The organism is Pantoea sp. ACRSB (assembly GCF_022346905.1).
GTDB classification, from domain to species: Bacteria; Pseudomonadota; Gammaproteobacteria; order Enterobacterales; family Enterobacteriaceae; genus Pantoea; species Pantoea piersonii.
The window spans coordinates 625,890-650,933 of sequence record NZ_JAKRNL010000001.1; the positions used below are offsets into that span (position 1 = coordinate 625,890).

21 protein-coding genes are annotated in these 25,044 nt (G+C 56.6%); 8 read left to right on the forward strand and 13 right to left on the reverse strand.

Annotated elements, in window-relative coordinates; all coding sequences use genetic code 11:
* The first annotated feature begins 2 nt into the window (after positions 1-2).
* On the forward strand, positions 3-2,141 hold the full coding sequence (gene yccS, locus MHZ89_RS03155; protein ID WP_311781818.1) for a YccS family putative transporter: 2,139 nt from the start codon (positions 3-5) through the stop codon (positions 2,139-2,141).
* Here the strand turns inward: yccS and MHZ89_RS03160 are convergent.
* On the reverse strand, positions 2,138-2,749 hold the full coding sequence (locus tag MHZ89_RS03160; protein WP_311781819.1) for a TfoX/Sxy family DNA transformation protein: 612 nt from the start codon (positions 2,747-2,749) through the stop codon (positions 2,138-2,140). The genes yccS and MHZ89_RS03160 overlap by 4 nt on opposite strands.
* Positions 2,750-2,961: 212 nt before the next feature.
* Here MHZ89_RS03160 and sulA point away from each other — a divergent pair, with 212 nt between their 5' ends.
* Positions 2,962-3,453 carry an SOS-induced cell division inhibitor SulA gene (sulA, locus tag MHZ89_RS03165; RefSeq protein ID WP_311781820.1) on the forward strand — a complete coding sequence of 164 codons (492 nt, stop codon included), beginning with the start codon at positions 2,962-2,964 and terminating at the stop codon, positions 3,451-3,453.
* A gap of 352 nt (positions 3,454-3,805) precedes the next feature.
* Entirely contained in the window at positions 3,806-4,873 is a 1,068-nt protein-coding gene (gene ompA / locus MHZ89_RS03170; RefSeq protein WP_311781821.1) for a porin OmpA, read from the forward strand.
* A 71-nt stretch (positions 4,874-4,944) separates the two neighbouring features.
* Here ompA and matP read toward each other — a convergent pair whose 3' ends face one another.
* On the reverse strand, positions 4,945-5,412 hold the full coding sequence (gene matP, locus MHZ89_RS03175; protein ID WP_148104572.1) for a macrodomain Ter protein MatP: 468 nt from the start codon (positions 5,410-5,412) through the stop codon (positions 4,945-4,947).
* Positions 5,413-5,574: 162 nt separating this feature from the next.
* On the opposite strand from matP, the gene MHZ89_RS03180 reads away from it, so the two are divergent.
* Together MHZ89_RS03180 and fabA are read left to right on the forward strand one after the other, a co-directional pair.
* Positions 5,575-7,332, forward strand: coding sequence for a Lon protease family protein (locus tag MHZ89_RS03180; RefSeq protein ID WP_311782249.1), 1,758 nt, complete (start codon positions 5,575-5,577; stop codon positions 7,330-7,332).
* A gap of 67 nt (positions 7,333-7,399) precedes the next feature.
* A complete protein-coding gene (fabA, locus tag MHZ89_RS03185; protein WP_126688655.1) occupies positions 7,400-7,918 on the forward strand; it encodes a bifunctional 3-hydroxydecanoyl-ACP dehydratase/trans-2-decenoyl-ACP isomerase in 519 nt (172 codons plus the stop codon).
* Between the two features lie 57 nt (positions 7,919-7,975).
* Here fabA and rmf read toward each other — a convergent pair whose 3' ends face one another.
* The 6 genes from rmf to rlmKL form a co-directional block, all read right to left on the reverse strand.
* Positions 7,976-8,143 (reverse strand): ribosome modulation factor, encoded by a 168-nt coding sequence (rmf, locus tag MHZ89_RS03190; protein ID WP_120451870.1) that lies wholly within the window; start codon positions 8,141-8,143, stop codon positions 7,976-7,978.
* 268 nt (positions 8,144-8,411) lie between these two features.
* Positions 8,412-8,978, reverse strand: coding sequence for a membrane integrity-associated transporter subunit PqiC (gene pqiC, locus MHZ89_RS03195; RefSeq protein WP_311781822.1), 567 nt, complete (start codon positions 8,976-8,978; stop codon positions 8,412-8,414).
* The gene (pqiB, locus tag MHZ89_RS03200) at positions 8,975-10,618 is read right to left on the reverse strand and encodes an intermembrane transport protein PqiB (protein WP_311781823.1); all 1,644 of its coding nucleotides are present in this window, start codon (positions 10,616-10,618) and stop codon (positions 8,975-8,977) included. Before pqiB ends, pqiC begins: the two co-directional genes overlap by 4 nt.
* Entirely contained in the window at positions 10,605-11,873 is a 1,269-nt protein-coding gene (gene pqiA / locus MHZ89_RS03205; protein ID WP_311781824.1) for a membrane integrity-associated transporter subunit PqiA, read from the reverse strand. The genes pqiB and pqiA overlap by 14 nt, the downstream gene beginning before the upstream one ends.
* Before the next feature lie 16 nt (positions 11,874-11,889).
* On the reverse strand, positions 11,890-13,803 hold the full coding sequence (locus MHZ89_RS03210; protein WP_311781825.1) for an ABC transporter ATP-binding protein: 1,914 nt from the start codon (positions 13,801-13,803) through the stop codon (positions 11,890-11,892).
* Between the two features lie 6 nt (positions 13,804-13,809).
* Positions 13,810-15,924 carry a bifunctional 23S rRNA (guanine(2069)-N(7))-methyltransferase RlmK/23S rRNA (guanine(2445)-N(2))-methyltransferase RlmL gene (gene rlmKL / locus MHZ89_RS03215; RefSeq protein WP_311781826.1) on the reverse strand — a complete coding sequence of 705 codons (2,115 nt, stop codon included), beginning with the start codon at positions 15,922-15,924 and terminating at the stop codon, positions 13,810-13,812.
* 178 nt (positions 15,925-16,102) lie between these two features.
* Between rlmKL and MHZ89_RS03220 the strand changes: the two genes are divergently transcribed.
* Positions 16,103-17,212, forward strand: coding sequence for a YcbX family protein (locus MHZ89_RS03220; protein WP_311781827.1), 1,110 nt, complete (start codon positions 16,103-16,105; stop codon positions 17,210-17,212).
* Positions 17,213-17,215: 3 nt separating this feature from the next.
* Here MHZ89_RS03220 and MHZ89_RS03225 read toward each other — a convergent pair whose 3' ends face one another.
* From MHZ89_RS03225 to MHZ89_RS03245, 5 genes are all read right to left on the reverse strand, one after another.
* Positions 17,216-17,758 (reverse strand): cell division protein ZapC, encoded by a 543-nt coding sequence (locus tag MHZ89_RS03225; protein WP_311781828.1) that lies wholly within the window; start codon positions 17,756-17,758, stop codon positions 17,216-17,218.
* A gap of 153 nt (positions 17,759-17,911) precedes the next feature.
* Positions 17,912-18,922: a quinone-dependent dihydroorotate dehydrogenase gene (gene pyrD / locus MHZ89_RS03230; RefSeq protein WP_311781829.1), complete on the reverse strand. Its 1,011-nt coding sequence runs from the start codon at positions 18,920-18,922 to the stop codon at positions 17,912-17,914.
* A 119-nt stretch (positions 18,923-19,041) separates the two neighbouring features.
* Positions 19,042-20,049, reverse strand: coding sequence for a glycosyltransferase family A protein (locus tag MHZ89_RS03235; protein WP_311781830.1), 1,008 nt, complete (start codon positions 20,047-20,049; stop codon positions 19,042-19,044).
* Entirely contained in the window at positions 20,046-21,572 is a 1,527-nt protein-coding gene (locus MHZ89_RS03240) for a teichoic acid transporter (protein ID WP_311781831.1), read from the reverse strand. Before MHZ89_RS03240 ends, MHZ89_RS03235 begins: the two co-directional genes overlap by 4 nt.
* A gap of 208 nt (positions 21,573-21,780) precedes the next feature.
* On the reverse strand, positions 21,781-22,761 hold the full coding sequence (locus MHZ89_RS03245) for a glycosyltransferase (RefSeq protein WP_311781832.1): 981 nt from the start codon (positions 22,759-22,761) through the stop codon (positions 21,781-21,783).
* Positions 22,762-23,536: 775 nt separating this feature from the next.
* Between MHZ89_RS03245 and ssuE the strand changes: the two genes are divergently transcribed.
* Together ssuE and MHZ89_RS03255 are read left to right on the forward strand one after the other, a co-directional pair.
* Complete coding sequence (ssuE, locus tag MHZ89_RS03250) at positions 23,537-24,088, forward strand: NADPH-dependent FMN reductase (RefSeq protein WP_271152130.1); 552 nt, start codon at positions 23,537-23,539, stop codon at positions 24,086-24,088.
* 14 nt (positions 24,089-24,102) lie between these two features.
* Positions 24,103-25,044 carry a sulfonate ABC transporter substrate-binding protein gene (locus tag MHZ89_RS03255; RefSeq protein WP_311781833.1) on the forward strand — a complete coding sequence of 314 codons (942 nt, stop codon included), beginning with the start codon at positions 24,103-24,105 and terminating at the stop codon, positions 25,042-25,044.

A 25,044-nucleotide genomic window follows, 5' to 3' on the forward strand; every position in this document is an offset into this window, starting at 1 on the left:
ACATGATGTCCAAAGCCTTGCCGGGCTGGCGCAACTACCTGTTTAACAGCAGCTGGCGTTACCTCCTGCGCATTTTTCTGGCGCTGGCCGGCTGTGCGGCAGTGCCCTGGTGGCTGCATCAGATAGACTGGACTATTCCACTGACGCTCGGCGTGGTGGCTGCCGCGCTGGCCGATCTGGACGATCGCCTTAGCGGCCGCCTGCGGAATCTGCTGATCACCCTGCTCTGCTTTTGTATCGCATCGGTCTCGGTAGAGCTGCTGTTTCCGCATCCGCTGGCGTTTATGGCCGGGCTGGCGCTCTCCACCTGGGGCTTTATCCTGCTCGGCGCGCTCGGCCAGCGTTACGCCACTATCGCCTTTGGCGCGCTGCTGATTGCGGTCTACACCATGCTGGGCATCGGGCTTTTTTCGCAGTGGTATATGCAGCCGATACTGCTGCTGGTCGGCGCGCTCTGGTACAACATGCTGACGCTGCTCGGCCACCTGATGTTTCCGGTGCGGCCGGTGCAGGAGCAGCTGGCGGGCAGCTATGCGCAGCTGGCGCAATACCTTGAGGCCAAAGCGAACCTGTTCGATCCCGACGGCGACGCGCAGGATGACGCGACGCTGATCCGCACCGCGATGGTTAACAGCCAGCTGGTGGCGCAGCTTAATTTGACCAAAACCACGCTGCAAAGCCGTCTGCGCGGCGATCGCGGATCGCGCAGCACCCGTCGCAGCCTGCATTACTATTTCGTGGCGCAAGATATTCACGAGCGCGCCAGCTCCTCCCATCTGCAATACCATCTGCTGCGCGATGACTGGCGCTATAACGAAATTCTGTTCCGCTTTCAGCGGCTGTTGAATATGCAGGCGCAGGCGTGTCGCCAGCTGTCGCAGTGTATTTTAATGCGCGAGCGCTGGGAGCACGATCCTCACTTCGAGCGGGCGTTCGATCGGTTGCAGACCGCGCTGGAGCGTCTGCAGCAAAACGAGCCTGACGCGCCGCATCTGCGCCCGCTGTTCTGGCTGTTGCGCAATCTGCGCGCAATTGACGCGCAGCTGGGGTCGATAGAGTCAGAACAGTCTCTGACCAGCGAGACTCTGCCGCGCGATAACCGCCTGTCGCGTGAGGGGCTGAGCGGCTGGAGCGATATTCGCCTGCGGCTGAGCCGCCATATGACGCCCGCCTCCGCGCTGTTCCGTCATGCGGTGCGCATGACCGTCGTGCTCTGTATCGGTTACGGTTTTATCCAGCTCACCGGGCTTCACCGCGGCTACTGGATCCTGCTCACCAGTCTGTTTGTTTGTCAGCCCAACTATAACGCCACGCGGCGCAGGCTGGCATTGCGTATCGGCGGTACCCTGGCGGGTATTGCTATCGGTCTGCCGGTGCTCTGGCTGGTGCCCTCAACCGAAGGTCAGCTGGTGCTGATTGTCGTCAGCGGCGTTCTGTTTTTCGCTTTTCGTCAGGTGCAGTATGCGCAGGCGACGCTGTTTATCACCCTGCTGGTGCTGCTCTGCTTCAATTTGCTGGGAGAAGGCTTTGAGGTCGCGCTGCCGCGCATTGTCGATACGCTGCTGGGGTGCGCGCTCGCCTGGCTGGCGGTGGCCTTTATCTGGCCCGACTGGCGCTTCCGGCAGCTGCCCGCGGTGGCGGAGCGGACCCTGAACGCTAACTGCCGCTATCTGGATGCGATTATGGAGCAGTATCACCAGGGCAAAGACAATCGCCTGGCCTATCGTATTGCGCGACGCGATGCCCATAACGCCGATGCGGAGCTGGCCTCCGTGGTCTCAAATATGAGCGGCGAGTCGCGTACGCACCAGAAACATAAAGAGTCCGCTTTCCAGCTGCTCTGCCTTAACCACTCTTTCCTGAGCTATATCTCCGCGCTGGGCGCGCACCGCGATAAGCTTACCGACGGTGCGCTGCTGACGCTTCTCGACGACACGGTTTGCTATGTGGAAGATGTGCTGCAAACCGATGTAGTGAGCGATGCCGAGGCGGAAAGTATGCAGAGCGCCCTGACGCAGCGTATCAGCGATATGGCGGCCAATCAGGAGACGCGCGCGCCGCTGGTGTTGCAGCAGTTAGGATTGCTGGTGGCCTTGCTGCCGGAGATCGCCCGCCTGCGCCGCACGCTGGCGTCCTCTTAAGAGTGATCTCCCTTTAGCGCCTGCTGATACCATTCATTGAGTTCCGCCCTGACTGCCTGCGGCAGGGCGGCTTCATGCCGTCCTTTTATTGCGCCCTCAAGGGCCAGCAAGGTTTTAAATCCGATATGCCGGTTTATCGCCCGCAGCCTGAGCCAGCACTGTTTCGAACCCAGGTCGATCAGGTGCCGTACGGTTTTGACGCCGGCCTCATGCAGCAGAAGCTCTATGCGCAGGCTCAGGTTCGGCAAATCCTTCAGGCGCAGCGGCACCTGTCTGGCCAGAGATTCTTCCTGAGCGGTACGCAGTGAGGCGGCGGACAGCGTCAGCAACTGATGAGGATCGCTCCACAGCACGTCGTCGACGCGGTAGTAGTTGAGGCTGACAGCGGTTCCTCGCTTGCGAAATATCAGCGGCTGCATAGGTTCCCGCGCTGCATATTCCCGTAATGCTTCGCTGGCGCGCAGATAGAGCGCGTCATCATTTACCAGCGCGAAAACCACTTTTTCTACCGCCAGCGCATAGCCGCCAAACTGAGTACGAGATTCGATGTGGCCTAACGCGGCCAGACGGTTACGTGACCGTTCTACGATAGGGTGCTGTTTTTTCATAGCACGCTCTCCTTGTGCAAAAATACGGCTAAAAAGTCATGCCAATCAGGCCGTTAGAGATATAGAAAAAATCCGTTAAGGGTTCAATTAATTATTGCGTTCCCGCCTCACCTTCTCCTGTTTTTGCGAGCCGTTTTCCAAATTTGAGGTTGATCTTTATCCAGGAAGTCATTACTGTATATCCATACAGTCAAATGCTGAGTGGTTAACTTATGCGCACCCAACACTTTAATAATGCAGGCTTTGCCCATCGACATGTCTCCTCTTCTAAGCCGTCGCAGCACAGCGGCTGGATCACGGAACTGCGCTACAGCGAACAGCCCGGCATGATGCAAATGTTGCTGCTGCCGTTACTGCAACAGCTCAGCCAGGAGTCTCGCTGGCAGCTGTGGCTGACGCCCGCGCATAAGCTTAATCGCGCCTGGCTGCAGCAGTCGGGTCTGCCACTGGAAAAAAGCATGCACGTTGCGGACTCAGAGCGGTGCACTTCCGTAGAAGCGATGATTAAAGCTTTGCGTACAGGGAATTACAGCGTTGTGCTCGCGTGGATCCCTTACGATCTTGATGAGGAAGAGCGACGCGAATTAGAGCAGGCGGCAGCGGAAGGAAAAGCGCTGGGATTGATTATGCGCCCAAACGGGAGCTCAACAGCCCCCCTGCGACCAAATAAAGGACTAAAAATTCAGTCGGATTTGTTTCATTGAGTAAAATTAGGATTTTTCTCGCGCCTTTTGCCATTTTTGTTTCAGCTAAGCCACTGATTCTTTTCCTTCCAGCTTTGACAATGGCTTAGCTGCATTTTGCTCGAAAACCGGCCGACATTAAGGCCGGGTCAAATGTTAGAATATGTGTATAAAGCCCTGTTTTTTTGCAGCATCCCCTCACATCATACTTGTAACTTTCCAATCTCGTTGTAGACTTTACCTCGCCAGGGTGCTCAATAATCTCCGTTTTTTATCGGTAGAGTCATAAGCGAGCGTATTAACCCGGCGAAGGATTACAACCAAGAGCATCCCTTTTTGCTCATTGCCTATTTGGATGATAACGAGGCGCAAAATGAAAAAGACAGCTATCGCAATTGCAGTGGCACTGGCTGGCTTCGCTACCGTAGCGCAGGCCGCTCCGAAAGATGACACCTGGTATACCGGTGCTAAACTGGGCTGGTCTCAGTATCATGATACTGGTTACTACGGTAACGGTTATGGCAACAACAATGGCCCGACTCACGAATCTCAGCTTGGCGCTGGTGCATTCCTGGGTTACCAGGCTAACCCGTACCTGGGCTTCGAGCTGGGTTACGACTGGCTTGGCCGTATGCCGAACAAAGGCACCGTAAACAACGGCGCATTCAAAGCACAGGGCATTCAGCTGGCTGCTAAACTGAGCTATCCGATCACTGACGATCTGGATGTCTACACCCGTCTGGGTGGTATGGTATGGCGCGCTGACGCAACTCAGAACAACGCTGTTAACGGCCGCATCAGCGACCACGACACCGGTGTTTCTCCGCTGGCAGCAGTGGGTGTTGAATACGCTCTGACTCAGAACTGGGCAACTCGTCTGGACTACCAGTGGGTTAACAACATCGGTGATGCGCAGACTGTTGGCGCACGTCCTGACAACGGCATGCTGAGCGTAGGCGTTTCATACCGCTTCGGTCAGGATGAAGTTGCACCGGTTGCAGCTCCGGCACCGGCTCCGGCTCCAGTTGTTGAAACCAAGCGTTTCACCCTGAAGTCTGACGTGCTGTTCACCTTTAACAAAGCTACCCTGAAGCCGGAAGGCCAGCAGGCTCTGGATCAGCTGTACAGCCAGCTGAGCTCAATGGATCCGAAAGACGGTTCTGTTGTCGTTCTGGGCTTCACTGACCGCATCGGCTCTGACCAGTACAACCAGAAACTGTCTGAGAAACGCGCTCAGTCTGTGGTTGACTACCTGGTATCTAAAGGTATCCCGTCTAACAAGATCTCTGCACGTGGCATGGGCGAATCTAACCCAGTTACCGGCAACACCTGTGACAGCGTGAAAGGCCGTAAGGCTCTGATCGACTGCCTGGGTCCGGACCGTCGCGTAGAAATCGACGTGAAAGGTATCAAAGACGTTGTAACTCAGCCGCAGGCTTAAGTTACTCCGTAAGAAAAACCCCGCAAAGCGGGGTTTTTTTATGTCTGCTGATTAACGTTTTACGCGCCGCGTTATTCGCTGCCCGTTTCTGATTTACCGAGAATGGCCTGCAGGTCCTGTTTCAGGCTCGACATCTGCGTGGCGTATTTCTCTTTACGTTCCGCATCCTCAATCAGCTGAACGATGGTTTCCGACAGCGTACAGCCGCGACGCTGTGCCAGCCCCGCCAGACGTTGCCACACCAGGTACTCCAGATCGATCGACTTTTTACGCGTATGCTGATGTTCCGCATTAAAGTGTCGTTTGCGACGCGCACGAATCGTCTGTTTAAGACGATTATCCAGGTCCGGGTGAATATGTTGCGCGATCCATTCAGCCACATCGACCGGACGATTTTCCATTGAGAGCAGCTCCTCAACGGCCGCCTGCGCAGCGCTGAGTTCAAGGTGACGCGTGATCAGTTCACCTTCCCGGTGTTTTTTCACCAGGTATTTCCATTTCCATCCACTTTCAAGATTTTCGAGTTGTTGGTATTTCATCGGAATCTCATCGTGACCGCGTAACAAACTAAGAATAACAGTTTTTTTCCTGGATGCAGTAAGGAAAAAGGCGTTGTTTGTCTCAGGGTTAATCCGAACCATGCAGTGCTTAACAAAGGGGTTTCCTGTATAATCCCGCTTTTCTTTAATTAACCAAATGCGATTATTTTGACCAGCTCTCAACTTTCCTGGCAAGACCTGCAGCCGAATATTACCGGATACGCGTCCGTTTTCTCCCGTATTACCGAAGAAGAGACCGATAGCCTGGCGGCGGTACAGCCGCGTTTGCTGAATGCGCTGGCGTATCTCGATCAACAGACCGAAGGCTTTCCCCTTCTGCTGGTGTGCAGTCAGGAGAATGCGGATTACCTGGAACTGATTGCGCGCCAGATAGAGCGTATCGCCGACGAACCCGCTGAGCTGTTCGGCGGACATTATCATATCATCGCGGATAACGTGACCCTGCAGCCGCCCGGCGATGCCTCGCATCCTTTTACCGGTACCGGTCAGGTGCACTTTGCAGAGTGGATTGAGAACGAGCAGCTTTTTGGCTGCGTGCGTCTGCGCCGCGATCGTCTTCAGCTTGAACCGGGCCTGATCCATCGCGCTAACGGCGGTACGCTGGTGCTGTCGCTGCGTACTCTGCAGGCGCAGCCGTTGCTCTGGCTGCGGCTGAAGCGCGCCATTCAGCTGGGGCGTCTGGAGTGGCAGTCGGCGGATGAGCGTCATCCCCTGCCGGTTTCTATTCCCCCGCTTCCGCTAAGCCTGAAGCTGGTGCTGTGCGGCGATCGCGATGCGCTGGCCGCCTTTCAGGAAAGCGATCCGGAACTGCACGAGCTGGCGACCTATACTGAATTCGAAGAGAATCTGCAGGTCGTCGATGAAGACGACATGCTTGCCTGGTGCCGCTGGGCGCAGGATGTTGCGCTGCAGGCGGGGCTTCCTGCGCCGCAAACTGATTTCTGGCCGCCGCTGATCCGCGAGGCGGTGCGTTACACTGGCGATCAGGAAGTGCTGCCGCTCTGTCCGCGCTGGATGCTGCGTCAGATGCGCGAAGCCTTTATGCAGGAGAACGAGCTGAGCGAAGCGGCGCTAGTCAGCGCTCTTGAGACGCGCAGCTGGCGCGAAGCTTTCCTCGCCGAACGCATGCGTGATGAAATCCTGCTAAAACAGATCCTGATTGAAACCGAAGGCGAAATGGTCGGTCAAATCAACGGTCTTTCCGTCGTAGAGTTTCCGGGTCATCCGCGTCCCTGGGGTGAACCTTCACGCATTACCTGCGTGGTTCATCCAGGCGACGGCGAATTTACCGATGTCGAGCGCAAAGCTGAGCTGGGCGGCAACATCCACGCCAAAGGCATGATGATCATGCAGGCGTATCTGATCGCCGAGCTGGAGCTGGATCAACAGCTGCCCTTCTCCGCTTCGCTGGTGTTTGAGCAGTCCTACTCGGAAGTTGACGGAGACAGCGCCTCTCTGGCCGAACTGTGCGCCCTGATCAGCGCGCTGGCGAATCAACCGATTAATCAGCAGATTGCGGTAACAGGCTCTGTCGATCAGTTCGGTAACGTCCAGCCGGTAGGCGGCCTGAATGAAAAGATTGAAGGCTTCTTTACGATTTGCAACGAACGTGAGCTCACCGGTCAGCAGGGCGTAATTATTCCGGCGTGCAACGTGCGCCATCTGTGCCTGAGCCAGGAGGTGGTCGACGCCGTTGAACAGGGTCGTTTCCATATCTGGGCGATTGATCGTGCTGATGAAGCGTTGCCGCTGCTGACCGGCGTTATCTGGCGCAGCGAAGATGAGAACGGCGACACGCTGCTGCGCAGGATCCAGGATCGTATTACTCAACTTAATCAGCAGGAAGCGAGCCATCGACCCTGGCCTCTTCGCTGGCTAAACTGGTTTAACCAGAACTGATTAAATTGCCCGGCGTACAGCTGTTCGCTAAACTTCGTGCTTCACTAAAACAAGGCTTATTGAAAACATGGTTGATAAACGCGAATCCTATAGCAAAGAGGACCTGATTGCGTCAGGTCGCGGTGAACTGTTTGGCGAGAACGGTCCGCCGCTTCCGTCAGGCAACATGTTGATGATGGACCGCGTGGTCAAGATGACCGAAGATGGCGGTAAATACGATAAAGGTTTCGTTGAAGCCGAGCTGGATATCAATCCGGACCTGTGGTTTTTCGCCTGTCACTTTATTGGCGACCCGGTGATGCCAGGCTGTCTCGGTCTGGACGCGATGTGGCAGCTGGTCGGTTTCTATCTGGGCTGGCTTGGCGGCGAAGGCAAAGGCCGCGCGCTGGGCGTTGGCGAAGTGAAATTCACGGGCCAGGTACTGCCGACGGCAAAAAAAGTTACCTACCGCATTCACTTCAAGCGTGTCATTAACCGCAAACTGGTGATGGGCGTCGCCGATGGCGAAGTCTTCGTTGATGGTAATCTGATTTATTCTGCCAGCGATCTGAAAGTCGGTCTGTTTAAAGACACCAACGCTTTCTGATAGCGCAAATGAAAACCTCCGCCAGCGCGGAGGTTTCTTCCCTTTCGTGACGAACGATTACACCGTAACCGCCCTGTCCTCCATGGCTTGTCGCCAACCTCCCAACCAGTGAGACTTAGCCTCAATCATCTGATACGGACACATCTCTTTCGAGCGTCCTGTAATACCGGCCTGGTAGCCACGTGAGTGAGCGCGTTCAAGGCGGTCTCGTTTCTGTCTCTTCATACTCCGTATCCCTCATATCAGGTCTGTGGAATCTGGTGGAAAGAAAAAGAGTGGCGAAATAATGCTCAGCCACAGTTAAGTTCTACCCGTCCCGCCCGGAAAGGTCAATGCGCAAATTTCACGCCAGTGTCATCAGTTTGACGTTAAATTGCCATTGTTGCCGCTGACGGTTTCGCTTATCGCCTTGAAGAGCCAATAAAAAAAGCCCCTTCTTGCCGCAGCATTTCGCTGACAACAATCGGGGGCGTGGCAAAATCTTTACTTAATTTTATTCAGCGGTTATCGCTGCATTGGCGATCTGCTGCGCGGTTTGCTGCCAGCCAACAGCAAGCGTACGTACCAGCGCTTCATAGCCATCTTCGTTTTGCGGCAGCGCCACATCGAAGCCCTGCTTCACCACATGACCATTATGCTGCAGCACCCATTCGCCGCTTACCACGGCGCGCCCGTCATAACGTCCCTGAAAACCGGTCACCGTGACGGTCAGCGTGTCATGCTTCTCGCCCAGCGGCGCGGCGGAAACCAGTCGACCCGGCAGGGCCTTGCTCAGATTGGCGACCAGCGTTTGCTGGAGCTGCTGATCGAGCGGGCTGGCCCACAGATTATTGGCGGCGATAACGTATTTTACGTCGCTGGTCTGATAAACCAGCCCGTTGCCCGCCAGATAATCGGGCACCGCGACCTGCTGCACCCACAACGCCGGCGGCTGCGCTTCGCCGCCGCTGCGCACCTGCATAGCCGCCGGTTGCGACGGCAGCTGGTAGTAGGTGTTATCGATAGTGCTGCTGCACGCGCTTAACAGCAGCGCGGCGCACAAAACGGCTCCTTTTCTCACTGTTTCGCCCTCTTTGGCTGTGGATCCTGACCCGGTTTGGCCTCGAAGACCAGCGCGTTGCTCTTGGTATTGAGCGTTTTCAATACCGGTTGCAGCTCGCGCAGTACCTGATCGAGTCGCTGCATATCACCCACCAGCTTGTTGTAAGCCGGGGAACCTGGCTGCAGCCCTTTCATACTGCGGTTCAGTTCACGCAGCGTTTGCTGCATATCTTCCGGCAGCGTTTTCATCGCCGGGCTGGCGGTGATCTGATTAAGGTTTTTCAGCGTGCCCTGCATTTCACGCAGCGTGCGCTGGCTTTCTTTCAGCGTACCGGTCGCCTCGGTCACTACGTTGTTGAGCGGCAAGGCGTTAATCTTGTCGAGCGCCGCTACCAGTTTCTGCTGGATCTGACTCAGGCCGCCGCTGGTAGTAGGAATGATCTCGTAGCCTGCGATTTTATTCGGGCCTTTATAAGGCGGCACGTTATCGTAGAAGTCGAGATCGATATAGAGCGAGCCGGAGAGCAGGTTGCCGGTTTTCAACGAGGCGCGCAGGCCGCGTTTTTTACCATCCTGCAGATGTTGCTCCAGATTAAAGTCCTGACCCAGTCTGGCGGTAAAGCGGTCAGGCTCAATGCGGATCAGCACCGGCACGCGGTAATCGTTATTCAGCGCCTGATTAACGCCTTCGGTCATAAAGGGCACCTGCGCGACCGTCCCCAGACGGATACCGCGGAACTCAACCGGCGCGCCGACCTGCAGTCCGCGAATCGAATCGGTAAAGAACATCAGGAAATCCACATGGTTAGTGTAGAGCGAATCCTGGATGCTGCGCTGATCGTCAAACAGGTGATAGTCCGCGTGGTTGGTTGCAACCTGGCCTAAATCCCAGCCGTCCGGCACGTCAAAGCTGACGCCGCCGCTAAATAAGGTAGTCAGCGATCCCATTTCGACCCGCATGCCCGATGCCGACATATCCACCGCGATACCGCTGTCCTTCCAGAAGCGGACATTGGTGGTCACCAGCCGATCGTAAGGCGCTGCGATAAAGAGCTGATAGGTCATCATGCGCTTATCGGTATCGAAAGTGCTGGTTTCCACCGTCCCGACGCGATAGCCGCGGAACAATACCGGGTCCCCGGCGGTTAGTTGCCCCGCTTTTTTACTGTCGAGCGTAATGCGGATGCCCTTCGCGTCAGGCGGCGCCAGCGGCGGCGCATCAAGCAGCTGATAGCGATCTTTTGCCTCTTCTTTGGTGCCTGGCTGCATCTCGATATAGGCGCCAGAGAGCAGCGTGTTAAGTCCGGTCACGCCTTCGCGGCCGATCTGCGGTTTCACCACCCAAAAATAGCTGTCGCCATGCAGCAGCTTTTCCATACCGGAGTTGAGGCGCGCGGTGATCTCAACGTGATGCAGATCGTCGGTCAGCTCCGCTTTTTCCACGACGCCGACATCAACGCTGCGGCTTTTGATCGTGGTTTTACCGGCTTCGATACCTTCCGCATTTTCCGTAATCAGGGTCACTTCAGGGCCGAGATGGCTGAAGTGATAAAACAAAATCCATCCGCCGATCAACAGCGTCACGATGGGGACAATCCAGACCGGCGACCAGCGTTTAATCTGGTCAACTTTGGCATGGCCGTGGTTACTTTCCGTCAAGGCGCGGCTCCTTTGTAGTGTGTTCCTGTACGCGATCCCAGGTCAGGCGCGGGTCAAACGTCATAGCGGCGATCATGGTCAGGATCACTACCAGCGCAAACAGCAGCGCGCCCGTCGCGGGATAAACATTCATCAGTTGCCCCATGCGCACCAGCGCAGAGAGCACAGCAATAACAAACACGTCTATCATTGACCAGCGGCCGACAAATTCGACCACCTCATAAATCAGGTGCATCTTTTCGCTGTCGCGCTGCCCGCGCCCGCTGGCGTTCCAGCAGAGCCAGCCAATCGCCAGCATTTTCAACGACGGCACCATAATGCTGGCGATAAAAATAACCAGCGCCACCGGATAAGAGCCATCGCTCCAGAGCAGGATCACGCCCGCCATAATGTTAGACGGATATGGCGTGCCCAGGGTTTCGGTCACCATAATCGGTAACAGGTTCGCGGGGATATAGATCATCAGCGAGGTAAAGAGCAGCGCCAGCGTCCACTGCAGGCTGTGCTTGCGGCGCGGCGCGGCAATGACGCCGCAGCGCGGACAGTCGGGCCGATCCGCCGCCAGGATCGCGGTGCAGCAGGGACAGGAGCGCATCCCCTGCTGTATCCCGCTAACACCCTTTTCAGGCAGGTGCGGCAGCGGCGGCATCGGCGCGATCTGGTTCCACAGCCAGCGGCGATCCACACACTGAAACGCGCGCAGCTGCAGCAGGCAGAACAGGCACCAGGGCCAGAAGCTGGTTTCCAGACCGATATCGCCGTAAGCCATCAGCTTCACGAAGCTGACCAGTACGCCGGCCATAAAGATCTCCGCCATGCCCCAGCTGCGCAGCTGAAACAGGATGCGCGCCAGCCCCAGCCGCAGGCTCACCGGCATTTTTATGCGGTTAACCAGCAGAATAATGGTCACCATGCAGAGCCCAGGGATCGCCTGGACAAACGCCAGAAAGAGCGTGGCGAGGCTGCTGTAATCCTCTGACACCATGACCTTCGGGATCTGCAGCAGCGATATCTGGCTGCTGAGTCCCGCGACCTTCATGGTGATAAAGGGAAACAGGTTCGCCAGCAGCAGCATAAACAGCGCCGCCAGCGCATAGCCGGTTGGGCGTTTGCGCGGCTCAGGCCAGTTAGTGGTCAGCACCGTATGGCAGCGCGGGCAGGAGGCGCGGCTACCCTGCGGCACGTCCGGCAGTTTCACCATTAAATCGCACTGTGGACAAAGCATCCACGCCTGACTTTCAGCGGCAGAACACATCCCGATTCCCTTATGGTTACGCGCCGTTTTTCAGCGCTTCCAGCTCTTCCCAGCGTGCGAAGGCGGCTTCCAGCTCCTGCTCCGTCTGCGCCAGCGCATCCAGCACCGGCTGGGTCTGGTCATGCGGCTGGCTGAAGAAATCTGGATGGCTCATTTTTGCCTGCAGTTCGCCGATGCGCGCTTCAAGCGATTCCAGCTTCTGCGGCAGCTGTTCCAGCTCGCGCGTCAGGTTATAGCTGAGTTTGCCGCCGCCGCGTTTCGCGGCGTCAGTTTTCTCCGCCGGTTTCGCCGCAGCGGCAGGCTTGCTTGCCTGAGCGCTTTTCTGCTGCTTATAGGCCGCGCGCTGCTGCTGTGCGTCGTGATAGCCGCCCACGAAGCTGCCGATTTCGCCGTTGCCTTCAAAAATCCAGCATTCGGTGACGGTGTTATCAACGAACTGACGATCGTGGCTCACCAGCAGTACGGTACCCTGATAGCCGTCAATCAGCTCTTCCAGCAGCTCAAGCGTTTCAACGTCAAGATCGTTGGTCGGTTCATCGAGGATCATCAGGTTGCTGGGGCGCAGGAAGAGACGTGCCAGCAGCAGACGGTTGCGCTCGCCGCCGGAGAGCGCGCGTACCGGCGTCATGGCGCGTTTCGGATGAAACAAGAAGTCCTGCAGATAGCCGAGCACATGGCGTGGCTTGCCGTTGACCATGACCTCCTGCTTGCCTTCGGCCAGGTTATCCATCACTGTCCGGTCCGGATCAAGCTCGGCGCGATGCTGATCGAAGTAGGCCACTTCCAGCTTGGTGCCGCTGTGTACCCGGCCGCTGTCGGCTTTCAGCTGCTGCAGCATCAGGCGCAGCAGCGTGGTTTTGCCGCAGCCATTCGGGCCAATCAGGGCGATTTTGTCGCCGCGCTGCACCTGCGCGGAGAAGTCGTGCACCAGCGTCTTGCCGCCCACGCCATAGTTGACGTGCTCCAGCTCGAAGACAATCTTGCCTGAGCGTGAGGCTTCGCCCACCTGCATATTGGCTTTGCCCATCACTTCGCGGCGCTCAGAGCGTTCGCGGCGCAGCGCTTTCAGCGCCCGAACGCGTCCCTCGTTACGGGTGCGGCGCGCCTTGATGCCCTGCCGGATCCACACCTCTTCCTGCGCCAGCTTGCGGTCGAATTCGGCGTTCTGCATCTCTTCGACGCGCAGCGCCTCCTCTTTCCCTTCCAGGTAGAGATCGTAATTGCCCGGCCAGGAGACCAGCTTGCCGCGATCGAGGTCGACGATACGCGTCGCCATATTGCGGATAAACGAACGATCGTGCGAAATAAAGACGATACTGCCGCTGAAGGTCTTCAGGAAGGTCTCCAGCCAGTCAATGGTTTCGATATCGAGGTGGTTAGTCGGTTCGTCCAGCAGCAGCACGCGCGGGTTGCTCACCAGCGCGCGGCCCAGCGCCGCTTTACGCAGCCAGCCGCCCGACAGCGACGACAGCTCGGTATCGGGCTGCAGGCCGATCTGCTGCAGTACGTCGTTGATGCGGCTCTCCAGCTGCCACAGATTGTGGTGATCCAGAATGGTCTGCAGGCGCCCCATCTCATTGAGGTTTTTCTCGCTGGGGTCAAGCATCACCGCATGCGAAATCGCATGGTAGGCCTTGAGGTGCTCAGCCTGTTCTTCTACCCCTTCCGCCACAAAGTCATATACCGAGCCGGTAATATTGCGCGGCGGGTCCTGTTGCAGACGCGCCACCACCAGGTCCTGTTCGAAGATGATGCGACCGTCATCCAGCGGCTGCTCCCCGTTAATGATCTTCATCAGGGTAGATTTGCCTGCGCCGTTACGGCCGACCAGACAGACGCGTTCGTTCTCTTCGATATGCAGCTCGGTATTGTCGAGCAGCGGCGCATCGCTGAAAGAGAGGTAAGCGCCGTGAATACTGATTAATGACATCTGAACTTATTCCTTACCGGCGTGAGTAATCAGCCAGCAGTTATGAATTTGACGGTTACGGGCAAAATCCTGCGACAGGGTTTTCTGGGTAATGTCCTGCGCCTTCAGGCCCAGCGACGCCAGCCCTTCAAGATCCATCTTAAAACCGCGTTTATTGTTAGAGAACATCACGGTGCCGCCCGCGCGCAGCAGGCGTTTCAGGTTGCGCATCAGCATAATGTGATCGCGCTGCACGTCGAAATCCTCTTCCATACGTTTGGAGTTAGAGAAGGTCGGCGGATCGATAAAGATCAGATCGAACGTCTCGTCGCTTTCGCGCAGCCAGCTCAGGCAGTCAGCCTGCATCAGGCGGTGCTGACGACCGGTCAGCCCGTTGAGGCGCAGGTTGCGCTCGGCCCACTCCAGATAGGTACGCGACATATCTACCGTCGTCGTGCTGCGCGCGCCACCCAGTCCGGCATGCACGCTGGCGGTGCCGGTATAGGAGAAGAGATTAAGGAAATCTTTATCCTTGCTCATTTTGCCCAGCATATGGCGCGCAATGCGGTGATCGAGGAACAGCCCGGTATCCAGGTAATCCGTCAGGTTGACCAGCAGACGCGCGTTATACTCCTGCACCTCGAAGAAATCGCCCTTCTCGCCCAGCTTCTGATACTGATTTTTGCCTTTCTGCCGCTCGCGCGTTTTCAGCACCAGACGGTTCGCCGGCAGCTCCAGCACGCTAAGCGTCGCGCCGATCACGTCAAACAGACGCTGGCGCGCTTTAGCGGCGTCGATGGTTTTCGGCGGCGCGTACTCCTGCACTACTACCCACTCACCGTAGCGATCGACCGCCACATTATATTCCGGCAGGTCGGCATCATAGAGGCGATAACATGCGATCCCCTCCTGGCGCGCCCACTTTTCCAGCTTCTTCAGGTTCTTACGCAGGCGGTTAGCGTAATCCTCGGCGATTTGCGCGCCGTTTTCACCGCTGGTTTCCACCAGCTGATAGTTTTTCTGCACGCACTCGATCGGGCCGTTTTTCGCTTTGAACTGACGCTCTGCGCGCAGCTGCAGGCAGCTCAGCAGCTCTGGCGACCCGCTGAACAGCGACAGTTTCCAGCCGCCGAAGTGCTGTTTCATAATACGGCCGAGCTGGCTGTGCAAAGCGATCAGCGCGGGTTCGCTTTCCAGACGTTCGCCATAAGGCGGGTTGCTCAATACGGTGCCGTGCTGCTCGCCAGGCAGCGGGTTTTTCAGCTGCAGAACATCCTGACGCGCAAAGGTAAAGAGATCGGCAACGCCGGCGCGGCGTGCGTTAGCCTGCGCCCATTCCAGCACGCGGCCGTCGCTGTCATAGCCGAAAAAACGCGCCTGGGCGGCGGCGGTGCCAGCGCGCGCGCGCTGCTGCGCCTCGCCTTTCACCTCACGCCACAGCGCATCGTTATGCTGCCGCCAGTGGGTAAAGCCCCAGCGGCTGCGCAGCAGGCCCGGCGCGCGATCGCAGGCGATCAGCGCCGCCTCGATCAGCAGCGTGCCTGAGCCGCACATAGGATCGAGCAGTGGCGTGGTCGGCTGCCAGCCGGAGCGCAGTACAATCGCCGCCGCCAGGTTCTCTTTCAGCGGCGCCTGCCCGGTCTGCTGGCGATAGCCGCGCTGATGCAGCGCGTCACCGCTCAAATCGAGCGCGATGCTGGCGCGATCTTTATTCAGCCAGACGTTGATGCGGATATCCGGCTGTTCGCGATCCACATTGGGGCGTGGCAGTTTCTGACGGGTGAAGGAGTCAACAATCGCGTCCTTCACCTTTAACGCGCCAAACTGGCTGTTGCGGATCGATTCGTTGGTGCCGCTGAAGTGCACCACAAAGGTATGCTGACTGCCGAACAGTTCGGTCCAGTCGATGCTCTGTACGCCGACGTAGAGATCGAGATCGCTGTAGACGCCAAATTCGCCGAGCGGCAGCAAAATACGCGACGCAAGGCGGCTCCACAGCAGGCTCTGATACATCGTACGGTCATCGGCTTCAAAATGAACGCCTCCCTGTACCACCTGCAGATCCTGCGCGCCCAGCGCGTCCAGCTCACTTTTCAACAGCTCTTCGAGCCCACGCGCCGTACTGGCAAAGAGAGAATTCATATCGTCACTATTACTCTTGAGAAAATTGCTGCGCATTATACCCTAAATAAGCGGCATTGTTGGAAAGCAGCGCGCTCGCGGCTGCAACCAGTCCGATAACGAGGCTATAGCGTCCCGACGCCATGTATCATAAAGTTAGCTTCTTTTGCCGCGCGCGCCCGTTTCCCTGGAGATCACCATGCTTACGCTGTCCCGTCTGTTTATTCACCCGGTAAAATCGATGCGCGGTATCCACCTCTCGCATGCGCAGGTGCTGGAGAGCGGACTGGCGTTCGACCGCATTTTTATGGTGACGGAGCTGGACGGCACTTTTATTACCGCGCGCCAGTACCCGGAGATGGTGCGGTTTACCCCGGCGCTGCTGGCTGACGGCCTCTCGCTGCAGGCGCCCGACGGCAGCCAGGCGATGATCCGCTTCAGCGATTTCACCGGGCAGGAACAGCCGACCGAAGTGTGGGGGAACCATTTCACCGCACGCATTGCGCCCGATGCCATCAACGCCTGGCTGAGCGCCTTTTTTCCGCGCCCGGTGCAGCTGCGCTGGGTCGGCCCGCAGCCGTCGCGCCGGGTGAAAAGCTTTACTGATGTGCCGCTGGGCTTTGCCGACGGCTACCCCTTTCTGCTGGTCAATAACGCCTCGCTGCAGGATTTGCAGCAGCGCTGCCCGGCCAGCGTGCGCGCCGAGCAGTTTCGCGCCAATCTGATCGTTAACGGCGCGCCAGCCTGGGATGAAGACAGCTGGGAGACGGTGCAGATTGGCAGCGTGATATTTGACGTGCCCAAGCCCTGCAGCCGCTGCGTCTTTACCACTGTCGGCACCGAAAGCGGCCGCAAACATCCAGACGGTGAGCCGTTAAAAACGCTGCAGGGTTTCCGCAGCGCGCAGGATAACAGCGGCGATATCGACTTTGGTCTGAATTTAATTGCGCGCAACAGCGGCATCGTACGCGTCGGCGATGAGGTAAACGTGCTGGCGCGCCATACGCCGCGCGCCTATGGGCCAGGCGCGGTGGTAGAAACCCTTAAGCCGCAGCAGCAAACCAAAGCAGACGTCGCTGTCACCTGGCAAGGTCAGACGTTTCAGGGAGATAACCAGCAGGTGCTGCTGGAGCAGCTGGAGATGCAGGGATTTAAAATACCCTACTCCTGCCGGGCGGGCTTATGCGGCAGCTGTAAAGTGACGCTGGTTTCAGGCAAGGTGAAGGCGTTAAAGAAAAGCGCCATTCGCAACGACGGCACTATTCTGAGCTGCAGCTGTATTCCGGCTGGCGATATTGAGCTGGCGTAAGGGTTATACCGCGTAGGCGAAGCGCGGCGCGCTCTCGGCGTGGTGCGGCACCAGGCGATCGTTCATGACTTTAATGGCGTCGCCCAATACCATCTGTTTGCCCGCCAGCGTGAGCGTAGGCTGCGCCAGCAGACAGAGCGTGGCGTTGCCGCCGCTTTCTACCGCCAGCAGACGCGCCTGCTCGCCATTTTCCGCCAGCGTTACTTCCACCATATCGCCTGCTTCAGGCTGCAGCACGCAGGTCCAGGCGGTAAAGTGCCAGCTTTTCGGCATCAGCGGCTTCAGAAAACGTTTCGCCACCAGCGCGTTGAGCGTCAGCTCGGCGCGCTGATTCGCGCTTAGCGCGCTCTGGCGGCAGCGTTCTTCAAAGGTGTAATAAAGCGCGGCGTCGTCAACGCTGAAGCCGGTCTGGCTGAACGCGTCCGGCGTCAACATCTTGCGGGTAAAGCGAGAGCGGAAAAGCATACCGTCAGCCAGATCCAGCATCATCCGGTCATGGTCGGCGTCAAAATACCAGCGCCAGTTATCATCAGGTTTGATTTTCATAATTTGCCTTGTCATTAACCGCCGCGTTTCTCTGCACAGACTCAGCGAAGCCCCGCTTATGGGAAAAAAGCTGAAAATACGCACAACAGTGAAAAAATATAAACGAGCCGGAGTGAGAAATAAACCCCCCGGCGCTGTTTTATTAGAAATGTCTTAGAGATGGGTCACGATATCTTTTATTAATCCCGGCCCTTTATAAATAAAGCCGGAGTAAATTTGCACCAGCGCGGCACCCGCAGCGATTTTTTCCCGCGCCGCGGTTAATGAATCAATGCCGCCGACGCCGATAATCGGCAGCGCGCCGTTAAGCTCCTGCGCCAGACGCTTGATGACCGCTGTGCTGCGTGACTGCACCGGACGACCGCTCAGGCCGCCTGTTTCCGTACTGTATTTGAGGCCGTTGACCAGAGTGCGATCCAGCGTGGTATTGGTTGCGATCACGCCGTCAATATTATGACGCACCAGGCTGTCGGCAATTTGTATTAATTCTTCTTCAGAAAGATCGGGCGCAATTTTTACCGCTACCGGCACATATTTCAGATGGCGCTGCTCCAGCTCTTTCTGTTTCGCTTTAATCGAGGCCAGAAGATCGTCCAGCGCCTCGCCATATTGCAGCGTACGCAATCCTGGCGTATTAGGCGAGGAGATATTTACCGCGATATAGCCAGCATGGGCATAAACTTTTTCCATGCAGATTAAGTAATCTTCTTTACCCTTTTCTACCGCCGTGTCTTTATTCTTACCGATATTAATGCCAAGGATGCCCTTAAAACGCGCTTTTTTGACATTTTCTACCAGATGATCGACGCCGAGATTATTAAAGCCCATGCGGTTGATAATGCCCTCAGCTTCCACCAGCCGAAACATGCGCGGTTTATCGTTGCCCGCCTGAGCGCGCGGCGTCACGGTGCCGACTTCGACAAAGCCGAACCCCATCGCCCCGAAGGCGTCGATGCACTCCGCATTTTTATCCAGTCCGGCCGCCAGCCCCAGCGCATTATCAAACCGTAAGCCCATGCAGGTCACCGGACGGGAAGGAAGCCGCTGACGGATCAACGCTTCCAGCGGTGTGCCGCTGATAAAACGCAGCTGCTGAAAAGTGAGTTCATGGGCGCGCTCAGGATCGAGCTTAAACAGCGCAGGTCGGACGATAGGATAAAGCATGCACTCTCCTGGAGATCGGAAGCGATGAATTGTCAGGGTGCACAGGAAAATGTGCGCCAGAATGGTAAAGGCCTCTGGCGCAAAAGTAAATTACTGACGGGACGAGATATTGATCGCGATCAGCGCTTGCTGGCATAACGCGCCAGACGACGGCACGCCTGTAACCCGCTATAGAGCGTCGGGTAGTACCAGAGCAGTTTAATACGTTTGCTTTCGCGCGTTACCTTGCGCACCAGCTGATCGATAGTCGGATGCCATGAGGCGGGCACCGGAATATTGTTTTTGCGGATCTCTATCAGGCAGCCGTACATCACCGGCTGATAGTAGGTGTCCAGCAGCTTCTCTTCTGGCGGCAAACCCTGCTCGCGCAAAAAGCTTTCGCTGCTGCGCCGGGCGATATAGTAGTTCTCCACCCAGGAGAAGGTGGGCTTGCTCTGCGACAGCGAGGTCGGCATAAAGCGCTTGTTGTAATAGCTTTTCTGCGTAAAACCAATCTGCCGCGCCGACATATAGAGCGCGAACATATAGGGCGCGTCTTCATGATTCTGAATCGGCAGAAACTGTACGCCGGTGCGCGTGATAAGGTCGCGGGAGAGGATGCTGCTCCATAATACGCGATGCGCCGAGCGGTGCGGGATCATGCTGCGCAGCGTGTCGGCGCCGCCGGGCCAGACGCCGTCAACGTGACGCTGATGGAATTGCTCATACTGGCGCTCTGCCACCGGCTTATCGGTAAACATACGCGCGCCAAAGCAGAACATCTCCATCTCTGGATGCTGCGCCAGCATGCGGCGGAAATCGGCGAAAAGATCGCTGGAGACGAAATCGTCGGCGTCCATAAAGTAGATAAAGTCGCCGGTGGCTACTTCCAGTCCTTTCGTGCGCGCCGCGCTGACCCCGCCGCGTTCGCCACGCAGCAGCGTCAGCTGCGGATGGCGGGCGGCCAGCGCCTCAAGCAAGGCGATACTCTCATCGGTTGAACCGTCGTCGATGACGATGACCTGCTCCGGCGGAGAGGACTGCCCCAGCAGCGAATCGATCGCTTCCGGCAGCCATGGCGCGCAGTTCCAGTTCGGTACGATAACGGAAATGGTCGCAGCGCGGCTGTCAGCGTTCCGTGTGCTCATTCTCTTTCCTCAATGTTAAAACTCCTGGCTCGGGCAGGCAGCAGACGTTTAATCACCATGCTGTGCAGCAGACAGCAAACTGAAAGGTTAACCAGACCGATCAGGCCAAGCCACAGCAGATTGAGCCAGCGGTTCTGGTTCCACTCGATGGGCAGGAAACTGCAGAGCCAGGCGATCAGCGCCGCGACTGCCCAGATCAGCAGTACGTCGCGCGTCAGCCACGTAAAGTGAATGCCCGGCGCGAAGCGGCGATGCACCAGCCATGCCCAGCCAGCCAGATAGAAGATGTTCTGCCCCAGCCACAGCCAGCCGGTGCCCTGCGCGCCATAGTGAATCGCCGCCCAGATATTCAGCGGAACCAGAATTACCGCGAAGCAGGTGAAGCCCTTAAGATGCAGCTTGAGATTGCCGTTGACGTATTGCAGATGGTAAAGCAAACCGCAAATCGCCTGGACGCCGCTTCCCAGCGCATAAAGGCTGAGTACAAACGACATATCCGTCACGACCTGCTCGTTCTGCGTCCAGGCCCAGAGCAGCGGCGTGGCGAACATCGCGATAGTAATGCTGAGCGGCGCCATAAAGATCGCTACCGCCTGCGTCGTGTAGCGATAAAGCGTCAGGGATTCGGCATCGCCCTCTTTACGCGTTTTGATGCCGGTCATGCGCGGCACGATCGCCTGCATAATCGGGCTGCTGAGCAGAATAATGCCGGTCGCGGCGGTGGCGACGACGGTAAAGGAGCCGTAGGCGCTCAGCGGCAGCGTTTTCGACAGCACCAGGCGGTCAATTTGCGAAATAAAGGTCCAGATAGCGCTAGCGAACGCCGCGCTCAGCGCAAAGCGGATAAACGGCTTTAACACCGTCTTTAAATTCTCATGCTTCTGCTTGCGCGCGGCGGCAGGCACCAGCTGATAGGATTTGGAAATCAGACAGACCGCTTCCACTATCGACACCGCCAGCTGCCAGATAAAGAAGCTCAGCACCGGGTTAGAAAAGAGCTGGATCACCAGCACCGCGCCAAAGGTACGCAGCGTCACGATGATCAGGTTGACGCCGTTGAGCCACACCTGATGCTCAAAGCCGACAATAACGCTGCGATAGGGGCTGGTACGCCAGCGGATAGCCGCGGTGATCACCATAATGGCGACGGCGATGGTGACATCCGCAGAGGGCAGATGGCGCGCGTCCAGCCAGTTATGGGCGATCCAGGGCGTTGCCAGCCAGCCAATCACTACCAGGATCAGCGTGGAGATAAGGAAGAATTTCGACAGGGCGGAAAAGAGCGCCGGAAACCAGATAAACTCAGCCTGGTTGGCGCGATAGCGCGCCGCTTCGCGCATCAGGGTCGTCGACACGCCGGCGTCGAGCAGCTGGAGCCAGGTTAACAGAATCGAGAAAAAACCCACTAACCCGTAAGCTTCCATCCCTAGATGTTGAATATAAAGCGGCACGACCAGAATGCCTGACAGCGTCAGGTAAATCTGACCGACATAATTGGCGATCGCGTTACGTTTAATTGACATATGTATGATTGTATCTGGGCAATTTTCTCGGAGGCCACAAGCGTGGCACACATCATCGGACCTGCCTACCAGACATAGTCTTAAATTTATCTCTGGCGCTGAGCGCCAGATTTAATCTGACCTGATGCGGGATAAATCTGTATATAAAATAACATTTATCCGCGATGAATAAAGCCAGGTAAGCAGGCGACCCAACGTGAGCGAAAAATCAGGCGGCTTTTTTCAGCTCTTTTGTAACTTTATATTTTTGCAGCAGGATGAACATACGCGGACGATTAATAAGCAGCCACTCTTTAGCGTTAACCGGCTTAAACTTGCCGCCCATAAAGCGAATGGCGTTGATGACATATTCCGGTACCGGCGTGCCGTTGTAGAGCGACAGATAAATCATCAGGCGGAACGAGTGCATTAAATAGGCTTTTTCCAGCTGCGCCTTCAGCGGCGAATTATCCAGATTATTCTTAAGAATGCCGTAGGTCTGAATAAAGGCGTTGTAGCGCTGCAGGAAATAGTCATCATCTTTGCGGCTGTTGGTCAGGGAGCCGCTGCGCACGCGCTGGCGATAGTAAACTTGCTGGCTAACCCAGGCACGAGTCGTATGAATAAACACTGACAGCGTGAATTTATGATCTTCATGCACGCGATCGATAAACCGCAGTTTGTGTTGCTCGACAACGCTCTTTTTCACCGCGTAGTTCCAGGCTGCGGAAGTATAAGAGCCATTATTCAGCAGACGCGACAATACCTGCTGCGGCGACTGCAGGCCGAATTGATCGTGACGCACTTTAGGTCGGGTGACGTTTTCCCGGCCATCTTCAAACATCTGCGAACTAAAGCAAAAGAGATCGACGTCGGGATGCGCGGTGGTCACCTGCTGCAGCTCTGCAACGAAGCCTTCCGGCACGATATCGTCTGGATCGCAGAAGAAAAGAAACTCCCCTTGCGCGGCCTCGATGCCGATATCGCGCGCCTTGCCCGCGCCGCCGTTAGGCGTAGTGATAATGCGAACCTGCGGCTGGTGGCCATATTTTTGCTGCACCAGCGCCAGCGTACCGTCAGTGGAGCTGTCGTTAACAATAATAATTTCAGTCGGCGCATTAACCTGACGCAACAAGGAGTCGACACATTCGACAATATATTTTTCCACGTTATAAGTGGGAATAATGACTGATAACAGCGTCTTTGCCATACATCTTTCTCAGGGTCGATTAAAAGAAAAGGCACGAGCGTTACACAACTTGTAAAAATTGCGTTAAAGCATGGCGCAAAAATATTAATAAAAAGCGCAAACAGCTAAACTCTGCATGGTTGGGTAGTATAGGCAGAAGATTTTTTCTATTAACAGGGCCAGCCTTTTATTCAGATTTCTTACCCCTGCCTGACCTATCACGCGCGGTAAAGTATCTGGTGAAAAGCGCGGCGGTTACTTTATGTCGCTTAACTTTTCTGGCGCTGCGCATTTTATTTATAAAAGTAAAAAAGGTCACAAAGCGTTTCATTATGAATATTTTATTACTACTAAATGAAAATTGCTCATCATAATCAGCGCAGAGCGACATGGCGATATTCTGATAAATGCACCCACTGCGCCAGGCAGAGTGCGACTTCCTTGAAGATGAACAGCGTTCAACCAAAATGGAGCGCTCCGGCAAAGCCCTTTTTTATATTACCCAGCACGAGGCGCGTAAATAAACCGCCCGCGGCAAGCAAAAAGGAGATACTTTTACTGCTATTTGTTTAGTCGCTATAAACTATCCATCTGGATCTGTTGCAGCCTTTTAGGACTATTCGTAACTCTCCTGCCTGCCCCCGCCGCGGCTTTTATGAGCAAAGCGACGCGTTTTGCATATTTCACCTTTAGATTGCCGGATAAATCATTTAAGCCCTCCTCCCCGCTCTGTCAGGATGTGACCATCAGTTCTCAACAATAGCTAATCAATAACTTTCAGTTATAAGGAGTAACGATGCGAGTTATTACGCTAGCTGGCAGCCCGCGTTTCCCGTCACGTTCGACTTCGCTGCTTACTCTGTGCCAGCGCGCACTGGAAGCGCGTGGTGTTGAGGTGATCCCCTGGAATATTCAGAACTTTGAGCCGGACGATTTGATTAACGCGCGTTTTGATGCCCCGGCGCTGCTGGCGTTACGTGAAGATTTGCTCGCCGCTGATGGCGTGATAGTCGCTACGCCGGTTTATAAAGCCTCTTTCTCCGGCGCGCTGAAAACGCTGCTCGATCTCCTGCCTGAACGCGCACTGGAGCACAAAGTGGTGCTGCCGCTCGCCAGCGGTGGCAGCGTAGCCCATATGCTCGCGGTCGATTACGCCCTGAAGCCGGTGCTGAATGCCCTGAAGGCGCAGGAGATCCTGCACGGCGTCTTTGCCGAAGACCATCAAATCACCCATTACGATCGGCAGCCGGAGCTGCAGGCGGCGCTGGCGCATCGGCTGGATGAGGCGGTCGAGGCGTTCTGGCTGGCGCTCAGTCGCCATCACAACCCTCTGGCTCAGGCTGTTTAAGAAAAGGAACCGGGATGAAAAGGATAACCGGCTGGCTACTTGCCGCCCTCGCGGTGCTGAGCCTGCAAACGCAGGCGGCGGACGCGCCCGCGCAAATCCGCATCGGCTACCAGAAAGGCTCCGTCAGCATGGTGCTGGCAAAATCGCACCGGCTGCTGGAGCAGCGTTTCCCGCATACCCGTATTCAGTGGATCGAATTCCCTGCCGGTCCGCAGATGCTGGAAGCATTGAATGTCGACAGTATCGATCTGGGCAGTACTGGCGATATTCCGCCGCTGTTTGCCCAGGCGGCAGGCGCCGATCTGCTCTATGTCGGCTCGGAGCCACCTAAACCCCAGTCTGAAGTGATTCTGGTGGCGAAAAACAGCCCGCTGAAAAGCGTCGCCGATCTTAAAGGTAAAAAAGTCGCCTTTCAGAAGGGGTCCAGCTCGCACAATCTGCTGCTGCGCGCCCTGCAGCGCGAAGGGCTGAGCTTTAGTGATATCCAGCCGGTTTATCTGACGCCCGCCGATGCGCGCGCCGCCTTTCAGCAGGGCGACGTGGATGCCTGGGCTATCTGGGACCCCTACTACTCCGCCGCGCTGCAGCAGGGCCACGTGCGCGTGCTGGCCGACGGCAGCGGGCTTAATCTGACCGGCTCTTTCTATCTGGCGACGCGTAAATTCACCGAACAGAACGGCGCGTTTATTCAGCAGGTGCTGGATACCTTTAGCCAGGCCGATGCGCTGACGCTCAGCCAGCGCCAGCAGAGCATCGACTTGCTGGCGGCTGCAATGGGCCTGCCAAAACCGGTTATCGCCAGCTACCTCGATCATCGTCCGCCGACCCGCATTTCGCCGGTCAGCGAGCAAACCGCAGCGGCGCAGCAGCATACCGCCGATCTCTTTTATAGCCGCCATCTGATGCCGGTAAAACTGACGATTGCCGATCGCATCTGGCATCCCGGCGCCCCATAA

Bases quoted from the DNA above. Each gene is read 5' to 3' on its own strand.
- yccS (WP_311781818.1), top strand. From the start codon at position 3: ATGATGTCCAAAGCCTTGCCGGGCTGGCGCAACTACCTGTTTAACAGC.
- MHZ89_RS03160 (WP_311781819.1), bottom strand. From the start codon at position 2,749: ATGAAAAAACAGCACCCTATCGTAGAACGGTCACGTAACCGTCTGGCC.
- sulA (WP_311781820.1), top strand. From the start codon at position 2,962: ATGCGCACCCAACACTTTAATAATGCAGGCTTTGCCCATCGACATGTC.
- ompA (WP_311781821.1), top strand. From the start codon at position 3,806: ATGAAAAAGACAGCTATCGCAATTGCAGTGGCACTGGCTGGCTTCGCT.
- matP (WP_148104572.1), bottom strand. From the start codon at position 5,412: ATGAAATACCAACAACTCGAAAATCTTGAAAGTGGATGGAAATGGAAA.
- fabA (WP_126688655.1), top strand. From the start codon at position 7,400: ATGGTTGATAAACGCGAATCCTATAGCAAAGAGGACCTGATTGCGTCA.
- rmf (WP_120451870.1), bottom strand. From the start codon at position 8,143: ATGAAGAGACAGAAACGAGACCGCCTTGAACGCGCTCACTCACGTGGC.
- pqiA (WP_311781824.1), bottom strand. From the start codon at position 11,873: ATGTGTTCTGCCGCTGAAAGTCAGGCGTGGATGCTTTGTCCACAGTGC.
- MHZ89_RS03210 (WP_311781825.1), bottom strand. From the start codon at position 13,803: ATGTCATTAATCAGTATTCACGGCGCTTACCTCTCTTTCAGCGATGCG.
- rlmKL (WP_311781826.1), bottom strand. From the start codon at position 15,924: ATGAATTCTCTCTTTGCCAGTACGGCGCGTGGGCTCGAAGAGCTGTTG.
- MHZ89_RS03220 (WP_311781827.1), top strand. From the start codon at position 16,103: ATGCTTACGCTGTCCCGTCTGTTTATTCACCCGGTAAAATCGATGCGC.
- MHZ89_RS03225 (WP_311781828.1), bottom strand. From the start codon at position 17,758: ATGAAAATCAAACCTGATGATAACTGGCGCTGGTATTTTGACGCCGAC.
- pyrD (WP_311781829.1), bottom strand. From the start codon at position 18,922: ATGCTTTATCCTATCGTCCGACCTGCGCTGTTTAAGCTCGATCCTGAG.
- MHZ89_RS03235 (WP_311781830.1), bottom strand. From the start codon at position 20,049: ATGAGCACACGGAACGCTGACAGCCGCGCTGCGACCATTTCCGTTATC.
- MHZ89_RS03240 (WP_311781831.1), bottom strand. From the start codon at position 21,572: ATGTCAATTAAACGTAACGCGATCGCCAATTATGTCGGTCAGATTTAC.
- MHZ89_RS03245 (WP_311781832.1), bottom strand. From the start codon at position 22,761: ATGGCAAAGACGCTGTTATCAGTCATTATTCCCACTTATAACGTGGAA.
- ssuE (WP_271152130.1), top strand. From the start codon at position 23,537: ATGCGAGTTATTACGCTAGCTGGCAGCCCGCGTTTCCCGTCACGTTCG.
- MHZ89_RS03255 (WP_311781833.1), top strand. From the start codon at position 24,103: ATGAAAAGGATAACCGGCTGGCTACTTGCCGCCCTCGCGGTGCTGAGC.